The organism is Escherichia coli, assembly GCF_036503815.1.
GTDB lineage: Bacteria > Pseudomonadota > Gammaproteobacteria > Enterobacterales > Enterobacteriaceae > Escherichia > Escherichia coli_F.
Map to the genome: position 1 here is coordinate 2,459,975 of NZ_AP027764.1, position 24,286 is coordinate 2,484,260.

Below are 24,286 nucleotides of genomic sequence, written 5' to 3' on the forward strand. Positions count from 1 at the left end.
GCTGTCGGGCAGCGTTTGAATGCTATTTTTGCAAAAGTTGGTCTAGCTTGTCGCGAAAACCAGTGACAGAAATGGCCCGGTTATCGGCACGCCAGCGATCTTTCGCGGCAGGAGCCGAACTTTGTACGCCAATTAACTGCCAGCCGTCATCGGTATGCAACATCAGTGGCGAACCGCTATCACCCGGCAAAGTATCGCACTGATGGGACATCACCGACGTTTGCGCCCAGCCAGTTACTTCGCAATTTTGATGACTGTATAGCGTATCGAGGTGATCTTCAGGATATCCCGCTTGAGTCACTTTTCGACCTGCCGCTTTTAATGCGGCGGTAAGTGCGGCTTTATCTCCCGCAAATAACGGCAACGGTGTAATGCCAGAAGGGGGATTACGTAGCACAATCAAACCGAAGTCCCACGGCGCAGCTGCGGGAGGAACAATCCAACCATCCCCATCTGCTTTTAACCGCTTTCCCAGTGTCGGGTCAACGCGGCCTTCTATGTCGTGGATCTCATAGCGCCAAAGCCCTTTATTTGACACAAAACGCAGCGCCACCGCTTTATCCGCTTTACCCTTTGGCGGCGTCAATAAACAGTGTCCTGCCGTTAATGCCAGATTGGGGGCAATCAGCGTCGCCGTACATAAATTGCCGCTGGCCGTTTCCAGTTGCCCAACCGCATCCCACGGTGATTGGGTCGTGTCATTCACGGGCACACGATCATCATGACCAAAAAACAGGGTGCTGACCTCATCGTTTGCCGATTTGGCAACGTCTGGTTTATCTGCAAACACAAAAGCAGACGTCAAACTAATTGCACCCAACACTACAGCAATGGTTGTACGCATATCACACTCTGGTGGGTAATTATGATTATTAAAAGCAAACCCTCATAAATACTATAGACGGGACGGGATGAAAGTGGGAGCAAAATCAGATAACTACGATCAGGAAAGATAAAAACGGGTGGCAATCAGTGCGCATAAAATAAGGATGATAAGAATGAACTCAAAGCGATAACGGCCCACCATACTACCCTCCGCTAAAGGCGGTGCCAAACGTTACCCGCTTAGCACCGTAATTTTCAGGCGCGAGGGGGCGCGCCAGCATTACTGTTGAAAACTTACGCTGCGGGTTGTGCAGCAGGTTTTGCCGGTTGCTGATGGCTGTGTTTCTTGGCGTGTTTCTTCGCTGCCTGCGCTTTTTGTTCAGGGGCTTTCTGTTCAGCTTTCGCATTTTTATGATGCTTTTTAGCCGCCTGCGCTTTCTGGGCAGGTGCTGCTTTATGCTGTTTTTTATGATGTGTAGTTTTCGCCGGCGCTGCTTTGGTGGTCGTCGCAGTCGGAGCAGGTGTGGTCGCAGTCTCTGCAGCAAAGGCGGCAGAAGACAGACCCATAGCAGCGGCAACAACCAGAGCTAATACTTTTTTCATTGTCATACCCTCAATTTGTTTTTTCATTTAACCCCACTGCGGGGCCGTTGAAATAACTATATCCCTGGGAATGGCAGACTTCCGTGAGTGGTTGGTTTCAGCGTGTAACGATATGTACAAACGTTAAATAAATTACAGCGTTGATAATAACGTATTGTGACTTAAGGGAAATTTAGCTACCAATAATAGTAGTCTTGATCGGGTTAACTATTTTACTACTTACAAAGCGGTAGAATAACTGCGCATCAGTAATAAATGACACACAGCAAAATGAATCCGTTTATTTGGGTACTTATAATCCTGATGACACTAGATGCGCTGCGGGAATTGGCTGGCGCTTCGTCTATTTTAGGATGGCTATTAACGTTGGTTTGAGCAGGCAATAAGTCCGGATGGGTATTTACCGCAGTCCGGACTTATTTTTAGGCGTGCAGACGACGATGCAAACGCGTCCCGACCAGCAGAGCAATGACCAGCATCAGAGCAATAAATGCGCCGACGCCGTTCCAGCCATAGTTATGCCAGAAAACACCACCCAGCGTCCCGGCAATACTCGACCCCAGATAGTAACTGAACAGATACAGCGAGGAGGCCTGGCCTTTAGCGCGTTTTGCGCGGGGGCCGATCCAGCTGCTGGCAACTGAGTGGGCTGCGAAGAATCCGGCTGAGAAGAGTAACATTCCGGCAAAGATTAGCCACAGCGAGCTGAATAAGGTCATCAGTAAACCAAACAGCATAACCCCCGTCGAAAACAACATCACCGGACCGCGCCCATAACGGGTGGTCATGGTTCCGGCTTTGGGTGAGCTCCATGTACCGGTCAAATAAGCCAGCGATAATAAGCCAACCACGGCCTGACTGACATGCCAGGGGGAGAGCATCAACCGATAGCCGATGTAATTAAACAGCGTGACGAACGACCCCATCAGCAAAAAGCCTTCTGCGAACAATAACGGCAATCCCCGGTCACGCCAGTGCAGACGAAAGTTGATAAATAACGTCTTTGGTCGCAGGGAAGTCGGGCGAAAATGGCGTGATTCCGGGAGGATTTTCCAGAACATCAACGCCGAGGCCAGCGCGAAACAGCCGATAGCCGCCAGAGCAATTCGCCAGTTGAAAAAGTCCGTGAAGACACCGCTAATTAAGCGTCCGCTCATGCCGCCAATTGAGTTGCCGCTGATATACAACCCCATCGAAAAGGCCACGAAACTGGGGTGGATTTCTTCGCTAAGATAAGTCATGCCAACAGCTGCCACGCCACTTAACGAAAGCCCAATCAAGGCGCGCATAATCAAAATGCCGTGCCAGCTGGTCATCATTGTCGAAAGTAACGTACAAATGGAGGCCAACAGTAGCGCCGTGACCATCACTGGTTTGCGACCAATGGCATCGGATAGCGGGCCAGTAAACAGCAAACCGATAGCCAACATCGCCGTTGAAATGGACAGTGAAATACTACTGTTCGCAGGCGTTAAGCCAAACTCCTGCGAAAGCACCGGAAGGATAGGTTGCACACAATAGAGAAGTGCGAAGGTTGCCAGTCCGGCAGAGAAAAGCGCCAGGGTGACGCGCATAAATTGCGGCGTACCGCGTTTAATAAATTGATTTGGCTGAGAAATGCTTTGCTTGTCATTGACGCTTGCCGGAGCGCCATCAACAGTTGTAGTACGGCTCACTTGAAATCCTTGCTAAATATGCCTGTGGATCAGGCTTATGAATAGATTAGGAAAATCGAATTGTTCTGTCTAATATATTAATAATCTCAAATAAGATGTTTTAAATATGAATATTGAACTTCGTCATCTGCGTTACTTTGTTGCTGTTGCGGAAGAGCTGCATTTCGGGCGCGCCGCTGCCCGCCTGAATATTTCGCAACCACCGCTAAGTCAGCAGATTCAGGCGCTGGAGCAACAAATTGGTGCCCGACTGCTGGCACGGACCAATCGCAGTGTATTGCTGACGGAAGCAGGAAAACAGTTTCTTGCAGATAGTAGGCAAATCCTGTCTATGGTGGATGACGCTGCCGCTCGCGCTGAAAGGCTGCATCAGGGCGAAGCGGGGGAGTTGCGCATTGGATTTACTTCGTCCGCTCCTTTTATTCGGGCGGTGTCTGATACGTTATCGCTGTTTCGCCGTGATTATCCCGATGTCCATTTACAAACCCGCGAAATGAACACTCGCGAGCAAATCGCTCCGCTCATTGAAGGAACGCTGGATATGGGATTGCTGCGTAACACAGCGTTACCGGAGACGCTTGAACACGCAGTAATCGTCCATGAACCGCTTATGGCGATGATCCCGCACGATCATCCCCTGGCAAATAACCCGAGTGTAACGCTGGCTGAACTGGCGAAAGAACCCTTTGTCTTTTTTGATCCGCACGTAGGGACAGGGCTGTATGACGATATTCTCGGGCTGATGAGACGTTACAATTTGACGCCCGTCATCACTCAGGAGGTGGGTGAGGCAATGACCATCATCGGTCTGGTTTCCGCTGGTCTGGGTGTTTCAATTTTGCCTGCGTCATTTAAACGTGTTCAGCTCAACGAAATGCGCTGGGTGCCGATTGCTGAAGAGGATGCGGTTTCTGAAATGTGGTTGGTCTGGCCGAAACACCATGAACAAAGTCCGGCTGCGCGTAACTTTCGTATTCATCTGCTGAATGCTCTCAGGTGAGGAAAATTTCAGCGAAAAAGCCCGAAAAATGTGCTGTTAATCACATGCCTAAGTAAAAATTTGACGACACGTATTGAAGTGCTTCACCATAGCCTACAGATTATTTCGGAGCGCGAAAATATAGGGAGTATGCGGTGGTTGCTGAAAACCAGCCTGGGCACATTGATCAAATAAAGCAGACCAACGCGGGCGCGGTTTATCGCCTGATTGATCAGCTTGGTCCAGTCTCGCGTATCGATCTTTCCCGTCTGGCGCAACTGGCTCCTGCCAGTATCACCAAAATTGTCCGTGAGATGCTCGAAGCACACCTGGTGCAAGAGCTGGAAATCAAAGAAGCGGGGAACCGTGGCCGTCCGGCGGTGGGGCTGGTGGTTGAAACTGAAGCCTGGCACTATCTTTCTCTGCGCATTAGTCGCGGGGAGATTTTCCTTGCTTTGCGCGATCTGAGCAGCAAACTGGTGGTGGAGGAGTCGCAGGAACTGGCGTTAAAAGATGACTCGCCATTGTTGGATCGTATCATTTCCCATATCGATCAGTTTTTTATCCGCCATCAGAAAAAACTTGAGCGTCTGACTTCTATTGCCATTACCTTGCCGGGAATTATTGATACGGAAAATGGTATTGTACATCGCATGCCGTTCTACGAGGATGTAAAAGAGATGCCGCTCGGCGAGGCGCTGGAGCAGCATACCGGCGTACCGGTTTATATTCAGCATGATATCAGCGCATGGACGATGGCTGAGGCCTTGTTTGGTGCCTCACGCGGGGCGCGCGATGTGATTCAGGTGGTTATCGATCACAACGTGGGGGCGGGCGTCATTACCGATGGTCATCTGCTACACGCAGGCAGCAGTAGCCTCGTGGAAATAGGTCACACGCAGGTCGACCCGTATGGGAAACGCTGTTATTGCGGGAATCACGGCTGCCTCGAAACCATCGCCAGTGTGGACAGTATTCTTGAGCTGGCACAGCTGCGTCTCAATCAATCCATGAGCTCGATGTTACATGGACAGCCGTTAACCGTGGACTCATTGTGTCAGGCGGCATTGCGCGGCGATCTGCTGGCAAAAGACATCATTACCGGGGTAGGCGCGCATGTCGGGCGCATTCTTGCCATCATGGTGAATTTATTTAACCCACAAAAAATACTGATTGGCTCACCGTTAAGTAAAGCGGCAGATATCCTCTTCCCGGTCATCTCGGACAGCATCCGTCAGCAGGCCCTTCCTGCGTATAGTCAGCACATTAGCGTTGAGAGTACTCAATTTTCTAACCAGGGTACGATGGCAGGGGCTGCGCTGGTAAAAGACGCGATGTATAACGGTTCTTTGTTGATTCGTCTGTTGCAGGGTTAACATTTTTTAACTGTTCTACCAAAATTTGCGCTATCTCAATTTGAGCCTGGAAAGCATAACTTAGACTTTCAAGGTTAATTATTTTCCTGGTTTATATTTGTGAAGCATAACGGTGGAGTTAGTGATGCTGAAGCGTTTCTTTATTACAGGTACAGACACTTCTGTAGGGAAAACGGTGGTTTCCCGCGCATTGCTACAAGCGTTAGCCTCCCAGGGAAAAACGGTTGCGGGATATAAACCCGTAGCGAAGGGGAGCAAAGAGACACCCGAAGGGCTGCGTAATAAAGATGCCCTGGTGTTGCAGAGTGTTTCAACTATTGAACTGCCTTATGAAGCAGTTAATCCTATTGCGTTAAGCGAAGAAGAAAGTAGCGTGGCGCACAGTTGCCCAATCAATTACACCCTCATTTCAAACGGCCTGGCAAACCTGACCGATAAAGTCGATCATGTGGTGGTCGAAGGTACTGGCGGTTGGCGCAGTCTGATGAATGATTTGCGTCCACTCTCTGAATGGGTGGTGCAGGAACAACTGCCGGTGTTGATGGTTGTCGGTATTCAGGAAGGTTGCATTAACCATGCACTGCTAACAGCTCAGGCGATTGCCAACGACGGGCTGCCGCTCATTGGCTGGGTGGCTAACCGAATCAACCCAGGACTGGCGCATTATGCGGAAATCATTGATGTGCTGGGTAAAAAACTTCCAGCACCGCTCATTGGTGAACTGCCTTATTTACCGCGCGCCGAACAGCGTGAACTGGGGCAATACATCCGCTTAGCTATGCTGCGCAGTGTGCTGGCGGTAGATAGAGTCACGGTGTAACGTCCGCGAAATTACCGACGCAATTACGCAGGCAATCAATAAACCGGGGAGTAGCTGATACTCCCCGGTCATTTCACATATCATCAACGTCGACATAATCGGCGCGTGCGTGGTCGCCGCCAACAGTGTCGCCATCCCGGTTAATCCGAGTAAGAGTGTCATTTCTTCGCCGTAAGGAAACCATAACCCCAGGCTACGTCCATACAACATGCCAATGGCAAGACCGATAAAGAGTGTCGGTGTAAAGACACCACCGGGCGCGCCAGAACCACTACTCGCCAGAACGGCAAACAGTTTGCAAAGGAAGATCCCGCCAATGATCATAAACAGTGGCGGGGCGGTTAAAAAGGATTGTACGGTGCTATAGCCGTTGCCCCACACGGCAGGGGTGAACAGAGAAAGCAGACCCACGATCAACCCGCCGAGTGCTAGTTGCCAGGGGGGCGCAAGTTTGAGAATAACAAATCCTCGATGACTGGCGTTCATTAACGTTAACAACACTGGTCCGCATAGACCTGCCAGCACACCAGTACTGATAATCAGCGCATAGTCACGAGCTTGAACCGTCACTGAGAGTTGCACGCTGTAGAGTAATGCATCGCTATGATTAATCAGATTGCTAATCAGCAACGCCACGACAGCAGAAATAACCACCGGTCCGAGAGAGGCCAACATCATAGTGCCAAACAGCACTTCGGCTATAAATAAACTGCCAGCAAGCGGGGCGCGGTAAGCCGCAGCCATTCCCGCCGCAGCTCCACAGGCAATCCATAATTTCCACTCCTGGCGTGGCGTAAAACGCTGAGCAAAACAGGAGGCGGCAAGGGCAGCTAAAAGAATCATCGCACCTTCGCGACCAATTGCGCTGCCGCTAGTTACTACCAGCAGAGAGGCAAGCGATTTGACCAGGCTTGCTGCGTAATCGAATTTACCATCGGTTTGCAACGCTTCCATGTAATCGGTCGGCGCATGAGGGCGTTGCTGGGTAAATTTCTGCCAGCCCATCAGCAACAAACCCGCCGCCAGTCCGCCGAGCGCCGGAGTTAGCAGCCGTCGCCACGGAGAAAGATTCGTCGCTGCATTGACCAGACTGCCGGAGTCATTATTGAGGAACAGCCATTCCAGTAGCAGCATCGCGTGACGAAACGCGGCAACGGCAAAGGCCGCAAGAATACCGACTATTGTTGCGATAAGCAGACGGCGAAACATAGTGCGCAGATCCGGAAAGCTGTGTAGATGGTGCATGAGCAGAAATGGACAATGAAACACGAGCGACTATTTTGCGGCAAAACAGGTTATCGGCAAAAGCAGTGCGTGCTTAAAGCGATAAAATACGTGACGTTGTAACGTATTATTGCCGAATGACGCGTGATTGTCGCCATCCGGCAACATTGCGGCAACTTTATCGAAACAGTGGTTTAACCGCGACAGGAATCAACAGTTGTGATTGCCATTGCGCCAGCGTTAAGCGAGCCAGTTCACCCAGCGCACGGTAGAAAGGGTGTTCTGCTTTTTCGATAAAAATGTCGAGAAAACGTGTTGACCACGGAAAAAGATGCCATGCCAGCAATTCTTCGCATTCTGTCTTGCGACCATTCTCCGCCAACCACGCAGCCATCAACAGCAGTGAACCAAAATGATCTTCCGGTTCGTTTTGCTTCATTTCGAACTGAATGCCTTTCTCGCGCATCCACTGACGAAGTGCCAATGTTGAATCGCCAAACAGCACAGATTCGCGATCCAGCCAGACCGACCCCCACGGCGGAGACGGCAGTGCCCACGGGCCGACAAACAAACGCTGCCAGGCCTGGGCGCGAGTCTCTTCACTCTGTGCCTGAAAAGCCGTCACCAGCGGCGCTAATGACGCTTCTGGTAGAGGCCACTGAGTTTCCCAGCCGTCACTGGTGAGTACCGCAACCAGAGGTGCGGCTTCCGCACTCTCTGGAGCGTAATAAAACAGCGCGCCCAACACGCGCGCCGCGACAGAAAAATTATCTTGCTGTGAAAAATGGGTCATTCCTAACATCCTGAAATGTGCGGGTTTCCCCGCACCAATTTGTTAACCTGCAATAGCCATTCCTACCGTCATGTGCAGGCCATAAAAGAGCGTACGCCCGATCATCTCACCGCCTAGTATGAGGATTAGCCCCAGAACAAGTCCGGCAACGTGAGGTTCACGGCGACGAATGAGCGGACAAAGCCAGCATCCAAGACCTGCGCATAACAATACCACACGCCAGACCTGTAAGGAGGCGTAATCTGGTACCAGTGCGCTGGCTTGTTGTACGGATGAGTGAATAGATGCCAGAGACAAACCTTGCAGCACAATCACCCCGGCACAAGCGATCAGCGCCAGAACGCTAATGATGGCAAATGGTGTGGTATTAAATGTAACGCGGGCTGCCCGCAGAATTGCGGCAGCAAGTATAGGACCGCTCAACAATACCGTCAGGAAGAACGCCAGTGTAGTGTAGCCGTTGTGCCAGGTTGGCACAGTGTCGATTTGATACACGCAGGTCATCATCCAGACGAAAATGACGCCGAGCACCATGCTAACAAGTAACCAGAGTTTCCCCAGCGCTTGCGGCATTTTACCAATGACCGCCACCAGCCACCATAATCCGCCAACGGCAAAAAATATTGAACCGGCAGCAATCTCGTTACTCAGGCCGGAAGCTCCGATTCGATTCAGCGAGTTAAACGCCCGCAGTGGCGATCCCAGGTGCATGACAGAGGCAATAAACCCGATGCCCATCAGCAGCCAGAGGAAAAACATGCCACGGACAATACGCTGACGGTCTGCGTCATTTTTGCTGGCGAACCAGCCGATTCCGCTAATAATCAGCGCGCCTACGACGCATTGGCCCAATACGGTAAAGATAACCAGTGGCCATTCGTGCCATCCATTTCCCATTTTACACTTCCTCCGGATTAGCCAGGTAACCAGTGGTATCGCCGGTCGGGCGGCTGTTGGCGTTAGGTTTGATTACGATATTAGGTTTTGTGAAATGCGCGCGCGGCAGTGGCGCGACGGCAGCCAGAGTACCGTGTTTCTGGCGCAGTTCTTCAATTGGACCGAATTCAAGTGCACGCAGCGGGCAGGATTCGACACATATGGGTTGTTTCCCCTCGGCGACGCGCGAATAACAACCATCGCACTTCGTCATGTGCCCTTTTTCAGCATTGTACTGTGGCGCGCCGTACGGACAAGCCATGTGGCAGTAGCGGCAGCCGATACAAACATCTTCATCAACCACCACAAAGCCATCTTCACGCTTATGCATTGCGCCGCTGGGGCAGACTTTTGTACATGCGGGGTCATCGCAATGGTTACAGGAGATGGAGAGATAATAAGCGAACACGTTCTGGTGCCAGACGCCATTATCTTCCTGCCAGTCGCCGCCAGCATATTCATAAACACGGCGGAAACTGACTTCCGGGCCAAGATCTTTAAAATCTTTGCACGCCAGTTCGCAGGTTTTACAGCCAGTACAGCGGCTGGAATCGATAAAAAATCCATATTGTGTGGTCATGGGCTACTCCTTAAACCTTTTCGATCTGGACGAGATTGCTGTGCGACGGGTTTCCCTTTGCCAGCGGTGAAGGGCGGTGAGAGGTCAGAATATTGATACTGCCGCCGTGATCGACCCGGTCACCAAACATATCCGCATTAAGCCACGCACCTTGCCCGATGGCGGTAACGCCAGGCAGAATACGCGGAGTCACTTTTGCGGCAATCAGCATTTCTCCATTATTGTTAAATACCCGCACGGTATCGCCATGACGGATACCGCGTGCCTGAGCATCAATGGGGTTGATCCACACCTCTTGTGGGCAGGCCTGCTGTAACACATCAATATTGCCGTAGCTGGAGTGGGTACGCGCTTTGTAGTGGAAGCCCGTTAACTGCAGTGGATAGGTTTTCCGCAGGGGATCGTCCCAGCCATCAAAACCTGGGGTATACGCAGGAAGGGGATGAATAATTTCATCTTTTTTCAATTCCCAGGTATCCGCAATCGTCGCCAGTCGTTCAGAATAAATTTCGATTTTCCCCGAAGGTGTTTTCAACGGGTTTGCCTGTGGATCTTCACGGAATGCGCGGAAAGCGACATAGTGTTCTTCCGGGCATTTTTTCTTAAAGATCCCGGTCATTTTCATCTCCTCGTAGTCCGGCATCTCAGGGTTACGTTCCTTCGTTTTCGCATGGAGATATTTTATCCATTCATGCTGACTGCGACCTTCAGTAAAGGTTTGATAAACGTCTGGTCCTAAGCGTTTGGCGACTTCACTCAGCATCCAGTAGATGGGTTTGCGTTCAAATTTTGCTGAGGTTGCGGGTTGGGCGAGGATCACATAGCCCATATTCCCTGCAGATTCATGAGAGATAAGGTCTTCTTGCTCTGTTGGCATCAGGTCGGGCAACAGGATATCGCAATACTTAGCCGAGGCCGTCATGAAGTGGTCAATGCCAACAATCATCTCGCACTTGCTGTCATCCTGAAGCACCTCATGGGTGTGATTGATGTCGCCATGTTGATTGATCAATGTGTTACTGGCGTAGCACCATAAAAACTTGATTGGCACATCCAGTTTTTCTTTTCCACGAACACCATCACGGGTCGCGGTCATTTCCGTACCATGGTCGATGGCATCTGTCCACGTAAAGACGGAAATCTGCGTTTTAACCGGATTCTCGAGCATCGGGAACCATTCTACCCCCAGATCCCAGCTACCTTCGCGTACCCCTGAGTTGCCGCCGTTTATGCCGACGTTACCGGTGAGAACGGAAAGCATGGCAATAGCGCGGGACGTTTGCTCGCCGTTGGAGTGTCGTTGTGGCCCCCAACCCTGACAAATATAAGCAGGTTTTGCTGAACCGATCTCTCGTGCCAACTGGATAATTTTTTCTTCCGGGATGCTGGTGATTTTTGCTGCCCATTCCGGCGTTTTAGCAATGCCGTCAGGCCCTTCGCCCAGAATATAGGCTTTATAATGTGCGTTACGTGGTGCGCTGGGGGGCAGCGTTTTTTCATCGTAACCAACACAATATTTGTCGAGAAATGGCTGATCGACCATGTTTTCCGTAATCAGTACCCAGGCAATCGCACAGGCCAGTGCGCCATCGGTGCCAGGGCGAATGGGCAGCCATTCATCTTCACGCCCGGCAGCTGTGTCGTTATAACGTGGATCAATGACGATCATGCGTGCGTTTGAACGTTCGCGGGCTTGCTCGACGTAGTAAGTGACACCACCGCCGCTCATCCGGGTTTCTGCCGGGTTATTTCCGAACATAACGACCAGCTTCGTATTGGCGATATCATCCGGGCTGTTGCCATCATTGGCACCGAACATATAACTCATTGCGGCACTGATCTGTGCGGTACTGTAGCTGCCATAGCGACTGAGAAAACCACCACAAGAGTTCATCAGACGGTACGGGACGTTTGAGTTGGTGATGTTTCCGCCATCTACGCCTGTTCCATAGAGAACATGTACAGCCTCATTGCCGTAATCTTTTAGGATCCGCCGAAGATTATCACTGATGGTCTCCAGGGCTTCGTCCCAACTTATCCGTTCAAATTTACCTTCACCGCGCTTGCCGACGCGCTTCATGGGATATTTCAACCTATCAGGATGATTCATCCGTCGGCGGATAGAGCGCCCGCGTAAACACGCGCGAACCTGATGATTACCGTAGACGTCGTCACCTGTCGTATCAGACTCCACCCAGTACACAGTGTCATCTTTCACATGCAAACGTAACAGACAGCGGCTCCCGCAGTTAACGGTGCAGGAACTCCAGACCGCTTTCTCTTCTACCGGTGCCTCTGCCGCTCGGACCATTTGGGAAAATGGCAGTGTGAAAGCACTGCTTGCTAGCGCGAGACTGCCAAGAGCGGAGGTTTTCACCAGACTTCTACGGCTGATTTCAGCCGACATGAGCGCCTCTGTGGTATGGATTTTCATCATTACTCACTTATTGCTTTTCAAACAAAATGTCATGTCAAAATTTATGGTCGTAGTGGGTTATATTTTTTCGATCTCGACCAGATTAGTGTGCTGCGGGTTTCCCTTCGCCAGTGGTGAAGGGCGCAGAGTGGTTAGCGTATTCACACAGCCGCCGTGGTCGATTTTATCGCCAGACATATCGGCTTCGTGCCAGGCTCCCTGGCCCATAGCGCTGACTCCTGGCAGAATGCGTGGTGTCACTTTGGCCGGTAACCGAACTTCGCCACGATGGTTAAACACCCGCACCATATCGCCGTTGGCAATCCCACGTTTCTGTGCATCTATAGGGTTGATCCACACTTCCTGACGGCAGGCTGCCTTCAGGACATCAATGTTGCCGTAGGTCGAGTGAGTACGGGATTTGTAATGGAAACCAAACAGTTGTAGCGGGAAGGTACTACGTTCAGGGGCGTCCCAGCCTTCGAAAGTTGAGGCATAAACCGGCAGTGGGCTTATTACTTCATCTTTTTCCAGTTCCCAGGTACGGGCAATTTCCGCCAGTTTGCTGGAATAAATTTCGATCTTACCGGAAGGCGTTTTAAGTGGATTTGTCTCGGGGTCGTCACGAAATGCTTTGTAGGCGACAAAATGACCATTGGGATCTTTACGCTTATAGATACCCATTTTTTTCAGTTCGTCGTAAGACGGTAACGCCGGATCTTTGGCAAGCATTTTGGCGTACAGATGTTGTAACCATTGTTCCTGGGTGCGACCTTCAGTGAACTTTTGATAGACGTCAGGTCCAAGACGTTTCGCGACTTCACTCAGGATCCAGTAAATCGGTTTGCGTTCGAATTTTTCGCTGGTGACTGGCTGAAGGAAAATGAGATATCCCATGTTACCGGCGTAGTCGTTAGGAATAATATCTTCCTGCTCAACGGTCATCAGGTCTGGCAGCAGAATGTCGGCATATTTTGCCGATGAGGTCATAAAGTTTTCGATGACCACAATCATTTCGCATTTCGATTCGTCCTGCAGAATTTCATGCGTTTTGTTAATGTCAGAATGCTGATTAACCAGGGTATTTCCCGCGTAGTTCCAGATGAACTTAATGGGCACATCCAGTTTATCTTTGCCGCGGACGCCGTCGCGGATTGCCGTCATTTGCGGGCCATGATCGATAGCATCCGTCCAGCTGAAGCAGGAGATTGATGTTTTGACCGGATTATCCAGCACCGGCAGGCGTTCTATGGTAATGGTATAGGTGGATTCACGCGCGCCACTATTTCCGCCGCTGATGCCGACATTGCCCGTCAGAATAGGCAACATCGCAATAGCGCGTGCGGTCAGCTCACCGTTTGCCTGGCGTTGCGGTCCCCAGCCCTGGCAGATATAAGCGGGTTTTGCTGTGCCGATTTCACGCGCCAGTTTGATGATACGGTCCACCGGGATACCGGTAATTTGCGAAGCCCACTGCGGCGTTTTTGCTGTTTTATCGTCACCATCACCAAGAATATAGGCTTTATAGTGGCCATTTTTTGGTGCATCTGCGGGTAAGGTTTTTTCGTCATAACCGACGCAGTATTTATCGAGAAAAGGTTGATCAACGAGATTTTCGTTAATCAATACCCAGGCAATGCCCGCTACCAGCGCGGCATCAGTGCCCGGGCGAATAGGAATCCATTCGTCTTCACGACCGGCAGCCGTGTCGGTATATCGCGGATCGATAACAATCATTTTTGCGTTCGATTTCTCGCGCGCTTTTTCAAGCAGATAAGTGATCCCACCGCCGCTCATGCGGGTTTCTGCCGGGTTGTTACCAAACATAACGACCAGCTTGCTGTTTTCAATATCCGTGGTGCTGTTGCCATCATTACTGCCGTAGGTGTAGGGCATGGCACAGGAAATTTGCGCAGTGCTGTAGGAGCCATACTGGTTGAGTGAACCGCCGTAGCAGTTCATCAGGCGTTTGACCGCCGAGGCTGATGGCGAAGAGCGGGTCATATTGCCGCCAACGATCCCCGAAGAGTACTGAATATATACAGCCTCATTGCCATATTGTTCGACGGTTTTCTTCAGGCTACTGGCGATAGTATCCAGGGCTTCATCCCAGCTAATCCGTTCGAATTTGCCTTCGCCGCGTTTGCCCACGCGTTTCATTGGATAATTCAAGCGATCGGGATGATTAATACGCCGACGGATGGACCGACCGCGCAAACAGGCGCGTACTTGATGATTGCCATACTCGTCGCTGCCGGTGTTGTCAGTTTCCACCCAGGTGACTTCATTATCTTTAACATGTAGACGAAGTGCACAGCGGCTACCACAGTTGACGGAACAGGCACCCCAGACCACTTTTTCGCTGGCCTGTTGTACCGCTGCCGCTGCACTGCGCAGGGTGAACGGTAAAGAAAAACCGCCTGCAGCCAGCGCCAGAGAACCTATCGCGGTAGATTTAACGAGTGTTCTGCGGCTGATGCCCACCATTTGTTCATTTTTGGACATAACTCACTCCCTGTTCTTTATCGTTATATAAAAGTTTATATATTGAATATTTAGCGCGCTAACAATAGAGGGGGTCTACCCATTTTGGGTTAAGAATTATTAATCCATATCAATAGAAGGGTATGAGTAATAAGGCGGGATTATGTTGTATGTTCATATCGCCGGACCTGTTGAATCCGGCGTTTAGTCAATAATGTGTTACTGCGGTTCGGCAGGCGCGCCATCCTGAGTAGACTGCGCGGGGGCAGAGACGTTACCGCTGGTGGTGCGGGTGTAAAGAATTTTATGCGTATCATTGGCGCAATGCCCGACGACCTGGGAATCAGGCTGATCAACCTGGTCATTGGGTACAATACTTAACGTGAAGCTGCTTTCAGGTACGCCATTATTGATAATACGCTGTGATATATCGCTCTTTATGCGCTCACAGGAAACCGGGACGGCGAGTACCGTGGGTGAGGCGAGGGCGAGCAGAAGCGCGGCACAGCAAGTTGAGAGTTTCATCATAAGCTCCTTACGCGAATATAACTTCTTTAAGCATAGCATTTAACGTGTAAAGTACTGTATTTGCTACTATGATTGAGAATCATCTCTACTGTCTGGTGACTGTTGTGAAATACAAATTACTACCATGCTTACTCGCGATATTACTCACAGGATGTGACCGCACAGAGGTAACACTTTCATTTACCCCTGAGATGGCCAGTTTCTCTAATGAATTCGATTTTGATCCGCTGCGTGGTCCGGTAAAAGATTTCACTCAGACATTAATGGATGAGCAAGGTGAAGTGACGAAACGTGTTTCGGGGACTTTGTCGGAAGAAGGCTGTTTTGATTCACTCGAATTACTGGATCTGGAAAATAATACCGTGGTTGCCCTGGTATTGGACGCCAATTATTACCGTGATGCCCAGACGCTGGAGAAAAGAGTACGTTTACAGGGAAAATGCCAGCTAGCAGAATTACCTTCTGCCGGGGTGAGTTGGGAAACCGATGATAATGGCTTTGTGATTAAAGCCAGCAGCAAACAGATGCAGATGGAATATCGCTATGATGAGCAGGGGTATCCGCTGGGTAAAACCACGAAAAGTAACGACAAAACATTATCTGTCAGCGCCACGCCATCAACGGATCCGATCAAAAAATTAGATTACACCGCGGTTACTTTACTGAATAATCAACGGGTAGGTAATGTAAAACAGAGCTGTGAATATGACAGTCACGCCAATCCGGTGGACTGTCAGCTAATCATTGTTGATGAAGGAGTAAAACCCGCCGTCGAACGGGTTTATACCATCAAAAATACTATCGATTATTATTAATGCTATTGTGCGGTCGGCTTCAGGAGAGTCTGCCCCGGTGTTTTGTGCTCTGCCAGATACTGATGCTGGAATATGCACATGCGAATGGCATTCCGATATTGACCATTAATAAAGAACTCATGCATCAATTCACCTTCAACCGTAAAGCCAAGCTTACGGTAAATGTGAATTGCTTTTTCGTTCTCTTTATCGACGATCAGATACAGCTTATAAAGATTGAGAACGGTGAAGCCATAGTCCATTGCTAATTTTGCGGCGCGGGTAGCCAGACCTTTCCCCTGATACTCCGGGGAGATAATTATCTGAAATTCTGCGCGGCGATGGACATGGTTAATTTCCACCAGCTCCACCAGACCGGCTTTTTCGCCGTCACATTCCACCACAAAGCGCCGCTCGCTCTGATCGTGAATATGCTTATCGTACAGATCAGAGAGTTCAACAAAGGCTTCGTAGGGTTCCTCAAACCAGTAACGCATCACACTGGCGTTATTGTCGAGTTGATGTACATAGCGTAAATCTTCACGCTCCAGCGGACGTAGCTTAACACTGTGGGCGCTTGGCATAACGTGTCCTTACATTCCTTAAATCAATAACAGGTTAGGGGGTAATAACGCGGCCAGTTCGACGGTCCAGGCAGCGCAATGTATTTGGCTCCCAGTAGGCATTGATGTTGGCACTTTGCTCGCATTTATCGCGGTTATCAAAAGCGGCGTCGGCTTTATCCCACTCTTTTTCAGTGCGTTTATTCACTTTCTGGCGCAGATTGCGCGTGTCATTCCATTGCTCTTTTTCCATAGCGGCGTGCTGGCGGCTTTGTGCACTGTCGCCAGACTCAATCACCAGTTTGTTAGTTTCGGCATGAACAGTTGTGCTCAATGCCAGTGTGCAAGGCAGCAGAAAAGCGAGCAGGCCGATTCGTTTGCTGAGAGTGACTTTCATAATTCATTCCTTGTGTGAATGATTAAAGGCGATTCTACACCATCCACTGTGAACGCAAAACGCACCGGGAGGATGTTTATATTGATGATATTATGTCGCCCTATAACTATACATGATGTCAATAAGTGACAAAGATGATTAAAACAACGTTACTGTTTTTTGCTACTGCGCTGTGTGAAATTATTGGATGCTTTCTGCCCTGGTTGTGGTTAAAACGAAACGCCAGTATCTGGCTGTTGCTTCCGGCGGGGATTTCTCTGGCACTGTTTGTCTGGTTGTTAACGTTGCATCCTGCGGCGAGTGGGCGTGTTTACGCGGCTTATGGTGGCGTTTATGTCTGCACGGCGTTGATTTGGCTGCGCGTTGTGGATGGCGTGAAACTGAGTCTTTATGACTGGACGGGGGCGTTGATTGCGCTTTGCGGCATGTTGATCATTGTTGCGGGCTGGGGGCGCGCGTAAGGACATAAATTCATTTTATCAATAAGATACAAGGAAGTGTCAGCTGACAAAAGGTATTCTATTTCATCTTTTGTCAACCATTCACGGCGCAAATATACGCCTTTTTTTGTGATCACTCCGGCTTTTTTCGTTTTTCATACTTGTATGGTAGTAGCTCAGTTGCGTAGATTTCATGCATCACGACAAGCGATGCAAGGAATCGAACATGAAGATCGTAAAGGCTGAAGTTTTTGTTACCTGTCCGGGGCGTAATTTCGTCACATTAAAAATCACCACTGAGGACGGTATTACGGGCCTTGGGGATGCCACCCTCAATGGACGTGAGCTTTCCGTGGCCTCTTATTTGCAGGATCACCTTTGTCCGCAGCTTATTGGTCGCGATGCACAGCGTATCGAAGATATCTGGCAGTTTTTCTATAAAGGTGCGTACTGGCGTCGCGGTCCGGTGACGATGTCGGCCATTTCAGCGGTTGATATGGCGCTGTGGGATATTAAAGCCAAAGCTGCCAACATGCCGCTTTACCAGTTACTCGGCGGCGCGTCTCGTGAAGGGGTGATGGTTTATTGCCATACCACCGGTCACAGTATTGATGAAGCTCTGGATGATTATGCCCGTCATCAGGAGCTGGGATTCAAAGCCATCCGCGTGCAGTGCGGAATCCCTGGTATGAAAACCACCTACGGCATGTCGAAAGGCAAAGGTCTGGCTTATGAACCCGCAACCAAAGGACAGTGGCCGGAAGAGCAGCTGTGGTCGACGGAGAAATACCTCGATTTCATGCCGAAATTGTTTGACGCGGTACGTAACAAGTTTGGTTTTAATGAACATTTGCTGCATGACATGCACCATCGCTTAACGCCTATTGAAGCGGCGCGCTTTGGTAAAAGCATTGAAGATTATCGCATGTTCTGGATGGAAGACCCGACGCCTGCGGAAAACCAGGAATGCTTCCGTCTCATTCGCCAACATACCGTCACACCCATCGCGGTGGGTGAAGTCTTCAACAGCATCTGGGACTGCAAGCAACTGATTGAAGAGCAACTTATCGATTATATCCGCACCACGCTGACCCATGCAGGCGGAATTACCGGTATGCGCCGGATTGCCGATTTTGCTTCGTTGTATCAGGTACGTACTGGCTCACACGGTCCTTCCGATTTGTCACCAGTCTGCATGGCTGCGGCGCTGCACTTTGATCTGTGGGTCCCCAATTTCGGTGTCCAGGAATACATGGGCTATTCCGAACAAATGCTCGAAGTCTTCCCGCACAACTGGATTTTCGATAACGGCTATATGCATCCGGGAGACAAACCGGGTCTTGGCATCGAATTCGATGAAAAGCTGGCGGCGAAATATCCCTATGAACCTGCTTATCTGCCAGTCGCACGTCTGGAAGATGGCACGCTGTGGAACTGGTAAGGAGTAAGATAATGAAAAGCATTTTAATTGAAAAACCGAATCAACTGGCAATTATCGAACGCGAAATACCCACCCCGTCAGCGGGTGAAGTACGAGTAAAAGTGAAACTTGCCGGAATTTGTGGTTCAGATAGCCATATTTATCGTGGGCATAATCCTTTTGCGAAATATCCGCGCGTCATTGGACATGAATTCTTTGGCGTCATTGATGCAGTGGGGGAAGGCGTGGAAAGCGCCAGAGTCGGTGAACGCGTTGCTGTCGATCCGGTGGTCAGCTGTGGGCATTGCTATCCGTGCTCTATAGGTAAGCCGAACGTTTGTACGACACTGGCTGTATTAGGTGTGCACGCTGACGGTGGTTTCAGTGAATATGCCGTGGTGCCGGCAAAAAATGCGTGGAAAATTCCTGAAGCAGTGGCCGATCAATATGCGGTGATGATCGAACCTTTTACCATTGCGGCTAACGTTACCGGTCATGGTCAACCGACTGAAAATGATACCGTTCTGGTTTACGGTGCAGGTCCAATCGGCCTGACGATCGTTCAGGTATTAAAAGGCGTCTATAACGTTAAGAGTGTGATTGTTGCCGATCGCATTGATGAACGACTGGAAAAAGCGAAAGAGAGCGGGGCAGACTGGGCGATTAATAACAGCCAGACACCGCTTGGCGAGATTTTTGCTGAAAAAGGCATAAAGCCGACATTAATTATCGATGCGGCTTGTCATCCTTCAATCCTGAAAGAAGCCGTAACGCTGGCTTCTCCAGCGGCACGTATTGTATTGATGGGCTTCTCCAGTGAACCGTCTGAAGTGATTCAGCAAGGAATTACCGGAAAAGAACTCTCTATTTTCTCTTCACGCTTAAATGCAAATAAATTCCCGGTCGTTATCGACTGGTTAAGTAAAGGGTTAATTAAACCAGGAAAACTAATTACCCATACGTTTGATTTCCAGCATGTTGCTGATGCCATTAGTTTATTTGAACAGGATCAAAAGCATTGCTGCAAAGTCTTACTCACTTTTTCTGAATAATACCAATAACGGCGAGTAAGTAGTACGCATCTTACCTCTTTTTTAGAGATAACCATTATGACAATAGAAAAACACGAAAGAAGCACTAAGGATTTGGTGAAAGCAGCAGTATCGGGATGGCTGGGCACTGCGCTTGAATTCATGGATTTCAAGAGTCATACGTGTCAACTATTTGATAAATATTAAATTAATTTTTCATTGCTTCGTTATGGGGCATGGTTGGGGCAAACTCGCTTAACTGTGTATTTAACAAAGCTACCTGTGCATTATTGTTTTCAGACATCCATTTTCCGTATACCTGAAATACCATTTGCGCATCTGCATGGCCCATCTGGTTTGCTATAAATGCCGGGTTAGCACCAGCAGTCAGCGACCAGCAGGCATAAGTATGTCTCGACTGATATGATTTTCGATGGCGGAGTCCGGCACGTTTTATCGCTGCGTCCCACATCTGCCTTATTGAGTCAACGGTAAAATGGTCACCATAATTTTTTACTCTCGCTGACACTTCAGGTTGAAAAACAAAGGTGCATTTATGTTTTTCTGTTCTGCCATACTCTCTGAGGTGAACATCAATGATATGCTCTTTGCTCAGTCTCGTTAATGTCATCTGACTCCGGAGAGCGTCGATTGCTGGCTTAATAAGATGAATGACCCGATTGGTTCCCGCCTGTGTTTTTGGTACCGTGAAACGGTCTTTTGCTAAATTTCTCCTGATCATCATTGTTCCATTTTTCAGATCTATGTCCTCCCATCCAAGTGCACACAGCTCACCAGGGCGAACGCCAGTATAAACAGAAACACACCATAAATTTTTGGCTTGCTGATTTCTGCACGCATCGATAAGACGGATGAATTCCTCCCGCGAAAGAGGATCCGGAATGGTTCTTGATTCCTTTAATGGCGAGATCCCCTTAAACGGGTTATCTGCCAGGTAACCGTTATCAACACCAAACTGGAACACGGCGTTAAGATTTGTCATGTAATTATTTACAGTTACAGCCGATCTCCCTGGTTGTGTAACAATATAGTTACTTTTGGGGATCTGGTATCCAGTCAGTAGCTCTTTACGAACCTCCAGTAATTTTTCTTTATTAATCGATGAGGCAAGATTTTTTTCACCGATTATGCTCAGGATATTTTTGATGACGGCACGGTATGTGTTGAGTGATGTTTTTGCGACTTCAGTTTCTTTCAGTGCCAGAAATTTTTCAGCCAGTTCTTTTATGGTTAAATCTTGTCGGGCCTCACCAAATTTTTCCAGATTGCGTGAGGAGGGAAACTGTTTTGCATAGTCGAAAACACCAGTTTTTATTGCGTAACAAACAGAGGCGCGTAGTTCACCTGCAACGCGCCTGTTTTTTGCTGTGTCAGGAACCCCCAGATTTTCCCTGACTCTTACGCCTTTATAAACAAACCAGATACGTAATTTCCCTCCATGGTTTTCCACGCCTGTCGGATATTTCATTTCAACTTCTCTCATTAGTTAGTGTGGCTTTTAGTCAAGTAAGATGACGTCTTGGTCTCGCTGATGCCTGGCGCTCAATCCAGCGATCAATTTCTTCCAGGTTGTAAAAGCATGGGCTGTTATCCCATGGCATACCGTCATGAGCGACATGCTTATATTCCCTTCCTTCCATAAACGATTTTTCCCGGGCCTTTTTTAACGTACCTTTTTTTATTCCTTTCAGCGCAATTAACTGCTCTTCGGATACCCATTTGCCGGGAGAGACAATCATGATTACTTCGCTCATCGATTTCTTTATCTCTTACATTAGACGAGCGCCGGTTGCAGAATACCAGTCACAACCGGCGACAGTTGAACATTAAGAATCAGCCTGACTCGGGATCAGTTTTTGCCAGATAACTGAAACGTATTTTGCCTGGTAACGGGCGTCATCAAGTGCATTATGGCGCTCACCTTCGAATGGAATAGCCGTTCTGGCATCGAAGTCTATGGCTTTCCCCAGCTCAACGATTGTGCGTACATCGCGATCGTTGTAGTAACGCCACGGGCAGGGGATCCCCTGCCGTTCGTATGAACGGCGCAAAATCGTGTTGTCGAAGTTGGCTCCATTTCCCCAGACATGAACAAAAAATTCACCGGAGTTTTCGTCGATAAATTCCCGCAATTGTAACAGTGCATCATCTAACGGGATTTCATCGGTCATAATGGCAGATTGCGCTTCGCGTGATTGCTTAAGCCACCATTTAATGGTGTCCCGATCAATGACTCCGCCAGCAGTTTCCAGATCGATAGTCTTACTAAATTCCGGTCCCATATCTCCGGTTTGCGGATCGAAAAATATTGCACCTATTGAGATGATCGGGGCATCAGGATTTTTTCCCATGGTTTCAAGGTCGATCATTAGATGGTCACACGTCCTGCTGGTGGATGTGATTTCGTGATGACCGTTCACCTTAATTGGGTGATCTGCCGTCTCGCCAGTTTCATTATCGCTATTGTGATGCTGATTGCCGCCAGTGTTCTCCTTGTGTGGATGTTCAGCGCCTTCCATTTCCTCCGGATCATCTTCCTGAACTTCAACCTGATACTCTTCATCGAATGTTTCTTGGTATGTTGCGTCGCCCATCACCGCGCCACAATCAGGGCAGTTGCCGCCGCCGGTCTGACCGCAAGCGGTGCAGGCTTTTTCCACTTCCTGTTGCGCCACTGGTTCAGGCTGTTTCGTTTCTGGCTCGTTTTGTAACGCATTTGGACTGTTTTGTTCCGCTTTTTGGTAGTTCCGTTCCGATTCATGCTGGTTCTGGTTCACAGAATCGCGGGTCTGGATCCCCTTAACCCATTTCGGATCATTCGGGTCACTAATCCCTTCAACAAATTCACCACGTGATGCAGCAAGCAACTTATCGGCGTCAGGCTGGCTGATATTGGCTGCCTGCATAATTTTGTTTACTTCGTCAGCGGTAACTTTTATCGGCTCTGGTTGTTCTGAATCTTCAGCGGTATCTACATTTTGCGGTAAGCCCGTGTATGTGCCATTTTTTCGGGCAAAATATTCTTCTTTTGTGATTTCAGTGGCGCCAGCAGCCAGTGCCTTATCCAGACCAGAAAGTTTGTTTGCGCGACCGTATTTTTCTCCGTCCTTATCTGCGAAGAGGAAATAGAACGGCCCCTCACGCGCTACAGATGGTTCAGCTTCCGGCGCGGTTTCATTTTTTGGGATATCAGATACCTCAGTTTCCACTGCATCAGTTTGTGTTTCTGATGACTGGAGAACATCAACAGTGCCCAGGTCTGTTTCTTCATTCTCAAACGCGCCCTTTGTCGTCAGGTATTCGCAGATATATTTGTTCAGTGCTACGGGATCTTTGTGAATGTCGATCGGACGCTCACGGACAAGGCCAAAAATAGTTTGGCGGTCGTAGCGAAGGGCATCAGGCTGTTTGCGCATTGATGCCGAGATACGCTTCCAGTCTTCGCGGTCGTTGTCGATAACTTCTTTTTTTGCCCAGCGATGGATGCTGCCGTCAATGTTTCCGGCACCCACATCACCAGGCCAGAGAGCGTAGGCCAGTTCGTCATCCAGTGTTTTCCATGTCTGCTTGTATTCGCGATGAATGGCAGCAATGACCGGGCAGATTTTTCCTGTTGAATTTTCAGTGTACTGTTGATTGGTTCTGGCGCGGGCGAGATCAACAACAGACGTGTATTTTCCGGTTTCCTTGCGTTCACCTTCGCGACGTTTTTTCCAGATGCGCATCTCTGCCTGAATTTCGGGCCATTTAGCACCAGGAATACATTTATGCTTAACCCACCCAATGGCGTGCAACTTAAGCTCCGGATACATGGCGTTAACTTCTGGCATTTTCATCAACGCTTCAACGATATGTCCGTCGAATGTTGCCATGTCTTCCTGCAACAATTCCTGCGCGCTAATAATCATATCAACGGTGATGTTTTCACATGTGTCGAACTTAACCATGACAGCGTTCTGTACTTCAGGGGCCAGCTTGTCAAAAGTGACGTTCATCGGATCGGATTCAGTCTCAACCGGAACAAAAGAAGCAGAATCCTCATCCCAGCGGTTTTCCTGCATATATTCAGCATCCCATGAATCGAGGGCTGGGCGGGGTATGCCAGGTTTATCCTCGCAGACAATAAATTTATAAGCGCAGTCCTGAGCAGCCGGATAATGTTCCAGGAATTGCCAGTGAAATTTTGCTCGAGCACGGCGTTCGTCGCCAGCTTCAATGGCTGTGGCTACAGCCACAGCGCCTTCTTCCCTTGTTGCCAGTTCGTCAGGAATAGCGGCGCAAATAAAGACTTTACTCATTTTATTTTAACCTCATGACAGATTTAAGGATGAATAAATCCCTGCCATTGCTGGCATATAAGAATGAAACCGGATATTTATT

Annotated in this window: 24 protein-coding genes; 8 read left to right on the top strand and 16 right to left on the bottom strand. The window is 49.2% G+C overall.

Annotated elements, in window-relative coordinates; all coding sequences use genetic code 11:
* Positions 1–22: 22 nt before the first annotated feature.
* The 3 genes from ydgD to asr all read right to left on the bottom strand — a co-directional run bounded on the left by ydgD (position 23) and on the right by asr (position 1,428).
* Positions 23–844, bottom strand: coding sequence for a trypsin-like serine peptidase (ydgD, locus tag AABJ99_RS11805; protein ID WP_001260847.1), 822 nt, complete (start codon positions 842–844; stop codon positions 23–25).
* Between the two features lie 99 nt (positions 845–943).
* Complete coding sequence (locus tag AABJ99_RS11810) at positions 944–1,027, bottom strand: hypothetical protein (RefSeq protein ID WP_000233092.1); 84 nt, start codon at positions 1,025–1,027, stop codon at positions 944–946.
* A gap of 92 nt (positions 1,028–1,119) precedes the next feature.
* A complete protein-coding gene (gene asr / locus AABJ99_RS11815) occupies positions 1,120–1,428 on the bottom strand; it encodes an acid resistance repetitive basic protein Asr (protein WP_001362115.1) in 309 nt (102 codons plus the stop codon).
* Positions 1,429–1,731: 303 nt separating this feature from the next.
* Between asr and AABJ99_RS25005 the strand changes: the two genes are divergently transcribed.
* On the top strand, positions 1,732–1,803 hold the full coding sequence (locus AABJ99_RS25005; protein WP_211114082.1) for a hypothetical protein: 72 nt from the start codon (positions 1,732–1,734) through the stop codon (positions 1,801–1,803).
* 47 nt (positions 1,804–1,850) lie between these two features.
* Here AABJ99_RS25005 and ynfM read toward each other — a convergent pair whose 3' ends face one another.
* Positions 1,851–3,104 carry an MFS transporter gene (gene ynfM / locus AABJ99_RS11820; protein ID WP_039021278.1) on the bottom strand — a complete coding sequence of 418 codons (1,254 nt, stop codon included), beginning with the start codon at positions 3,102–3,104 and terminating at the stop codon, positions 1,851–1,853.
* A gap of 106 nt (positions 3,105–3,210) precedes the next feature.
* On the opposite strand from ynfM, the gene ynfL reads away from it, so the two are divergent.
* The 3 genes from ynfL (at position 3,211) to bioD (ending at position 6,279) form a co-directional block, all read left to right on the top strand.
* On the top strand, positions 3,211–4,104 hold the full coding sequence (gene ynfL / locus AABJ99_RS11825; RefSeq protein WP_001019560.1) for a LysR family transcriptional regulator: 894 nt from the start codon (positions 3,211–3,213) through the stop codon (positions 4,102–4,104).
* Positions 4,105–4,238: 134 nt separating this feature from the next.
* On the top strand, positions 4,239–5,459 hold the full coding sequence (gene mlc, locus AABJ99_RS11830) for a sugar metabolism global transcriptional regulator Mlc (protein ID WP_000225276.1): 1,221 nt from the start codon (positions 4,239–4,241) through the stop codon (positions 5,457–5,459).
* A 124-nt stretch (positions 5,460–5,583) separates the two neighbouring features.
* Positions 5,584–6,279 carry a dethiobiotin synthase gene (bioD, locus tag AABJ99_RS11835; protein WP_000919226.1) on the top strand — a complete coding sequence of 232 codons (696 nt, stop codon included), beginning with the start codon at positions 5,584–5,586 and terminating at the stop codon, positions 6,277–6,279.
* Here the strand turns inward: bioD and clcB are convergent.
* The 7 genes from clcB to ynfD form a co-directional block, all read right to left on the bottom strand.
* The gene (clcB, locus tag AABJ99_RS11840; protein ID WP_072039623.1) at positions 6,232–7,524 is read right to left on the bottom strand and encodes a voltage-gated ClC-type chloride channel ClcB; all 1,293 of its coding nucleotides are present in this window, start codon (positions 7,522–7,524) and stop codon (positions 6,232–6,234) included. The genes bioD and clcB overlap by 48 nt on opposite strands.
* Positions 7,525–7,681: 157 nt before the next feature.
* Entirely contained in the window at positions 7,682–8,296 is a 615-nt protein-coding gene (gene dmsD / locus AABJ99_RS11845; protein WP_039021280.1) for a Tat proofreading chaperone DmsD, read from the bottom strand.
* Positions 8,297–8,338: 42 nt separating this feature from the next.
* On the bottom strand, positions 8,339–9,193 hold the full coding sequence (ynfH, locus tag AABJ99_RS11850; RefSeq protein WP_039021281.1) for a selenate reductase membrane anchor subunit YnfH: 855 nt from the start codon (positions 9,191–9,193) through the stop codon (positions 8,339–8,341).
* A gap of 1 nt (position 9,194) precedes the next feature.
* Positions 9,195–9,812, bottom strand: coding sequence for a DMSO reductase like molybdoenzyme iron-sulfur subunit YnfG (gene ynfG / locus AABJ99_RS11855; protein ID WP_032184287.1), 618 nt, complete (start codon positions 9,810–9,812; stop codon positions 9,195–9,197).
* A 10-nt stretch (positions 9,813–9,822) separates the two neighbouring features.
* A complete protein-coding gene (gene ynfF / locus AABJ99_RS11860) occupies positions 9,823–12,246 on the bottom strand; it encodes a selenate/tellurate reductase subunit YnfF (protein ID WP_077782408.1) in 2,424 nt (807 codons plus the stop codon).
* 60 nt (positions 12,247–12,306) lie between these two features.
* Complete coding sequence (gene ynfE / locus AABJ99_RS11865; RefSeq protein WP_039021282.1) at positions 12,307–14,733, bottom strand: selenate/tellurate reductase subunit YnfE; 2,427 nt, start codon at positions 14,731–14,733, stop codon at positions 12,307–12,309.
* 198 nt (positions 14,734–14,931) lie between these two features.
* Complete coding sequence (gene ynfD / locus AABJ99_RS11870; RefSeq protein WP_039021283.1) at positions 14,932–15,237, bottom strand: DUF1161 domain-containing protein; 306 nt, start codon at positions 15,235–15,237, stop codon at positions 14,932–14,934.
* A gap of 107 nt (positions 15,238–15,344) precedes the next feature.
* Here ynfD and ynfC point away from each other — a divergent pair, with 107 nt between their 5' ends.
* Complete coding sequence (gene ynfC, locus AABJ99_RS11875) at positions 15,345–16,055, top strand: YnfC family lipoprotein (protein ID WP_077760064.1); 711 nt, start codon at positions 15,345–15,347, stop codon at positions 16,053–16,055.
* A 2-nt stretch (positions 16,056–16,057) separates the two neighbouring features.
* Here ynfC and speG read toward each other — a convergent pair whose 3' ends face one another.
* Entirely contained in the window at positions 16,058–16,618 is a 561-nt protein-coding gene (gene speG, locus AABJ99_RS11880) for a spermidine N1-acetyltransferase (RefSeq protein WP_001138584.1), read from the bottom strand.
* A gap of 34 nt (positions 16,619–16,652) precedes the next feature.
* A complete protein-coding gene (gene ynfB / locus AABJ99_RS11885; RefSeq protein ID WP_039021284.1) occupies positions 16,653–16,994 on the bottom strand; it encodes a DUF1283 family protein in 342 nt (113 codons plus the stop codon).
* 134 nt (positions 16,995–17,128) lie between these two features.
* Here ynfB and ynfA point away from each other — a divergent pair, with 134 nt between their 5' ends.
* The 3 genes from ynfA (at position 17,129) to rspB (ending at position 19,906) form a co-directional block, all read left to right on the top strand.
* Complete coding sequence (ynfA, locus tag AABJ99_RS11890; protein WP_001314753.1) at positions 17,129–17,455, top strand: YnfA family protein; 327 nt, start codon at positions 17,129–17,131, stop codon at positions 17,453–17,455.
* A 205-nt stretch (positions 17,456–17,660) separates the two neighbouring features.
* Positions 17,661–18,875 (top strand): starvation-sensing protein RspA, encoded by a 1,215-nt coding sequence (gene rspA / locus AABJ99_RS11895; protein ID WP_039021285.1) that lies wholly within the window; start codon positions 17,661–17,663, stop codon positions 18,873–18,875.
* A gap of 11 nt (positions 18,876–18,886) precedes the next feature.
* Complete coding sequence (rspB, locus tag AABJ99_RS11900; RefSeq protein WP_039021286.1) at positions 18,887–19,906, top strand: Zn-dependent oxidoreductase; 1,020 nt, start codon at positions 18,887–18,889, stop codon at positions 19,904–19,906.
* Between the two features lie 187 nt (positions 19,907–20,093).
* Here the strand turns inward: rspB and AABJ99_RS11905 are convergent, their stop codons facing one another.
* The 3 genes from AABJ99_RS11905 to AABJ99_RS11915 form a co-directional block, all read right to left on the bottom strand.
* Complete coding sequence (locus AABJ99_RS11905; RefSeq protein ID WP_000876976.1) at positions 20,094–21,374, bottom strand: tyrosine-type recombinase/integrase; 1,281 nt, start codon at positions 21,372–21,374, stop codon at positions 20,094–20,096.
* A gap of 34 nt (positions 21,375–21,408) precedes the next feature.
* The gene (locus tag AABJ99_RS11910) at positions 21,409–21,660 is read right to left on the bottom strand and encodes an excisionase family protein (protein ID WP_000005552.1); all 252 of its coding nucleotides are present in this window, start codon (positions 21,658–21,660) and stop codon (positions 21,409–21,411) included.
* Between the two features lie 72 nt (positions 21,661–21,732).
* Complete coding sequence (locus AABJ99_RS11915; RefSeq protein ID WP_338387563.1) at positions 21,733–24,204, bottom strand: exonuclease; 2,472 nt, start codon at positions 24,202–24,204, stop codon at positions 21,733–21,735.
* Positions 24,205–24,286 lie beyond the last annotated feature (82 nt).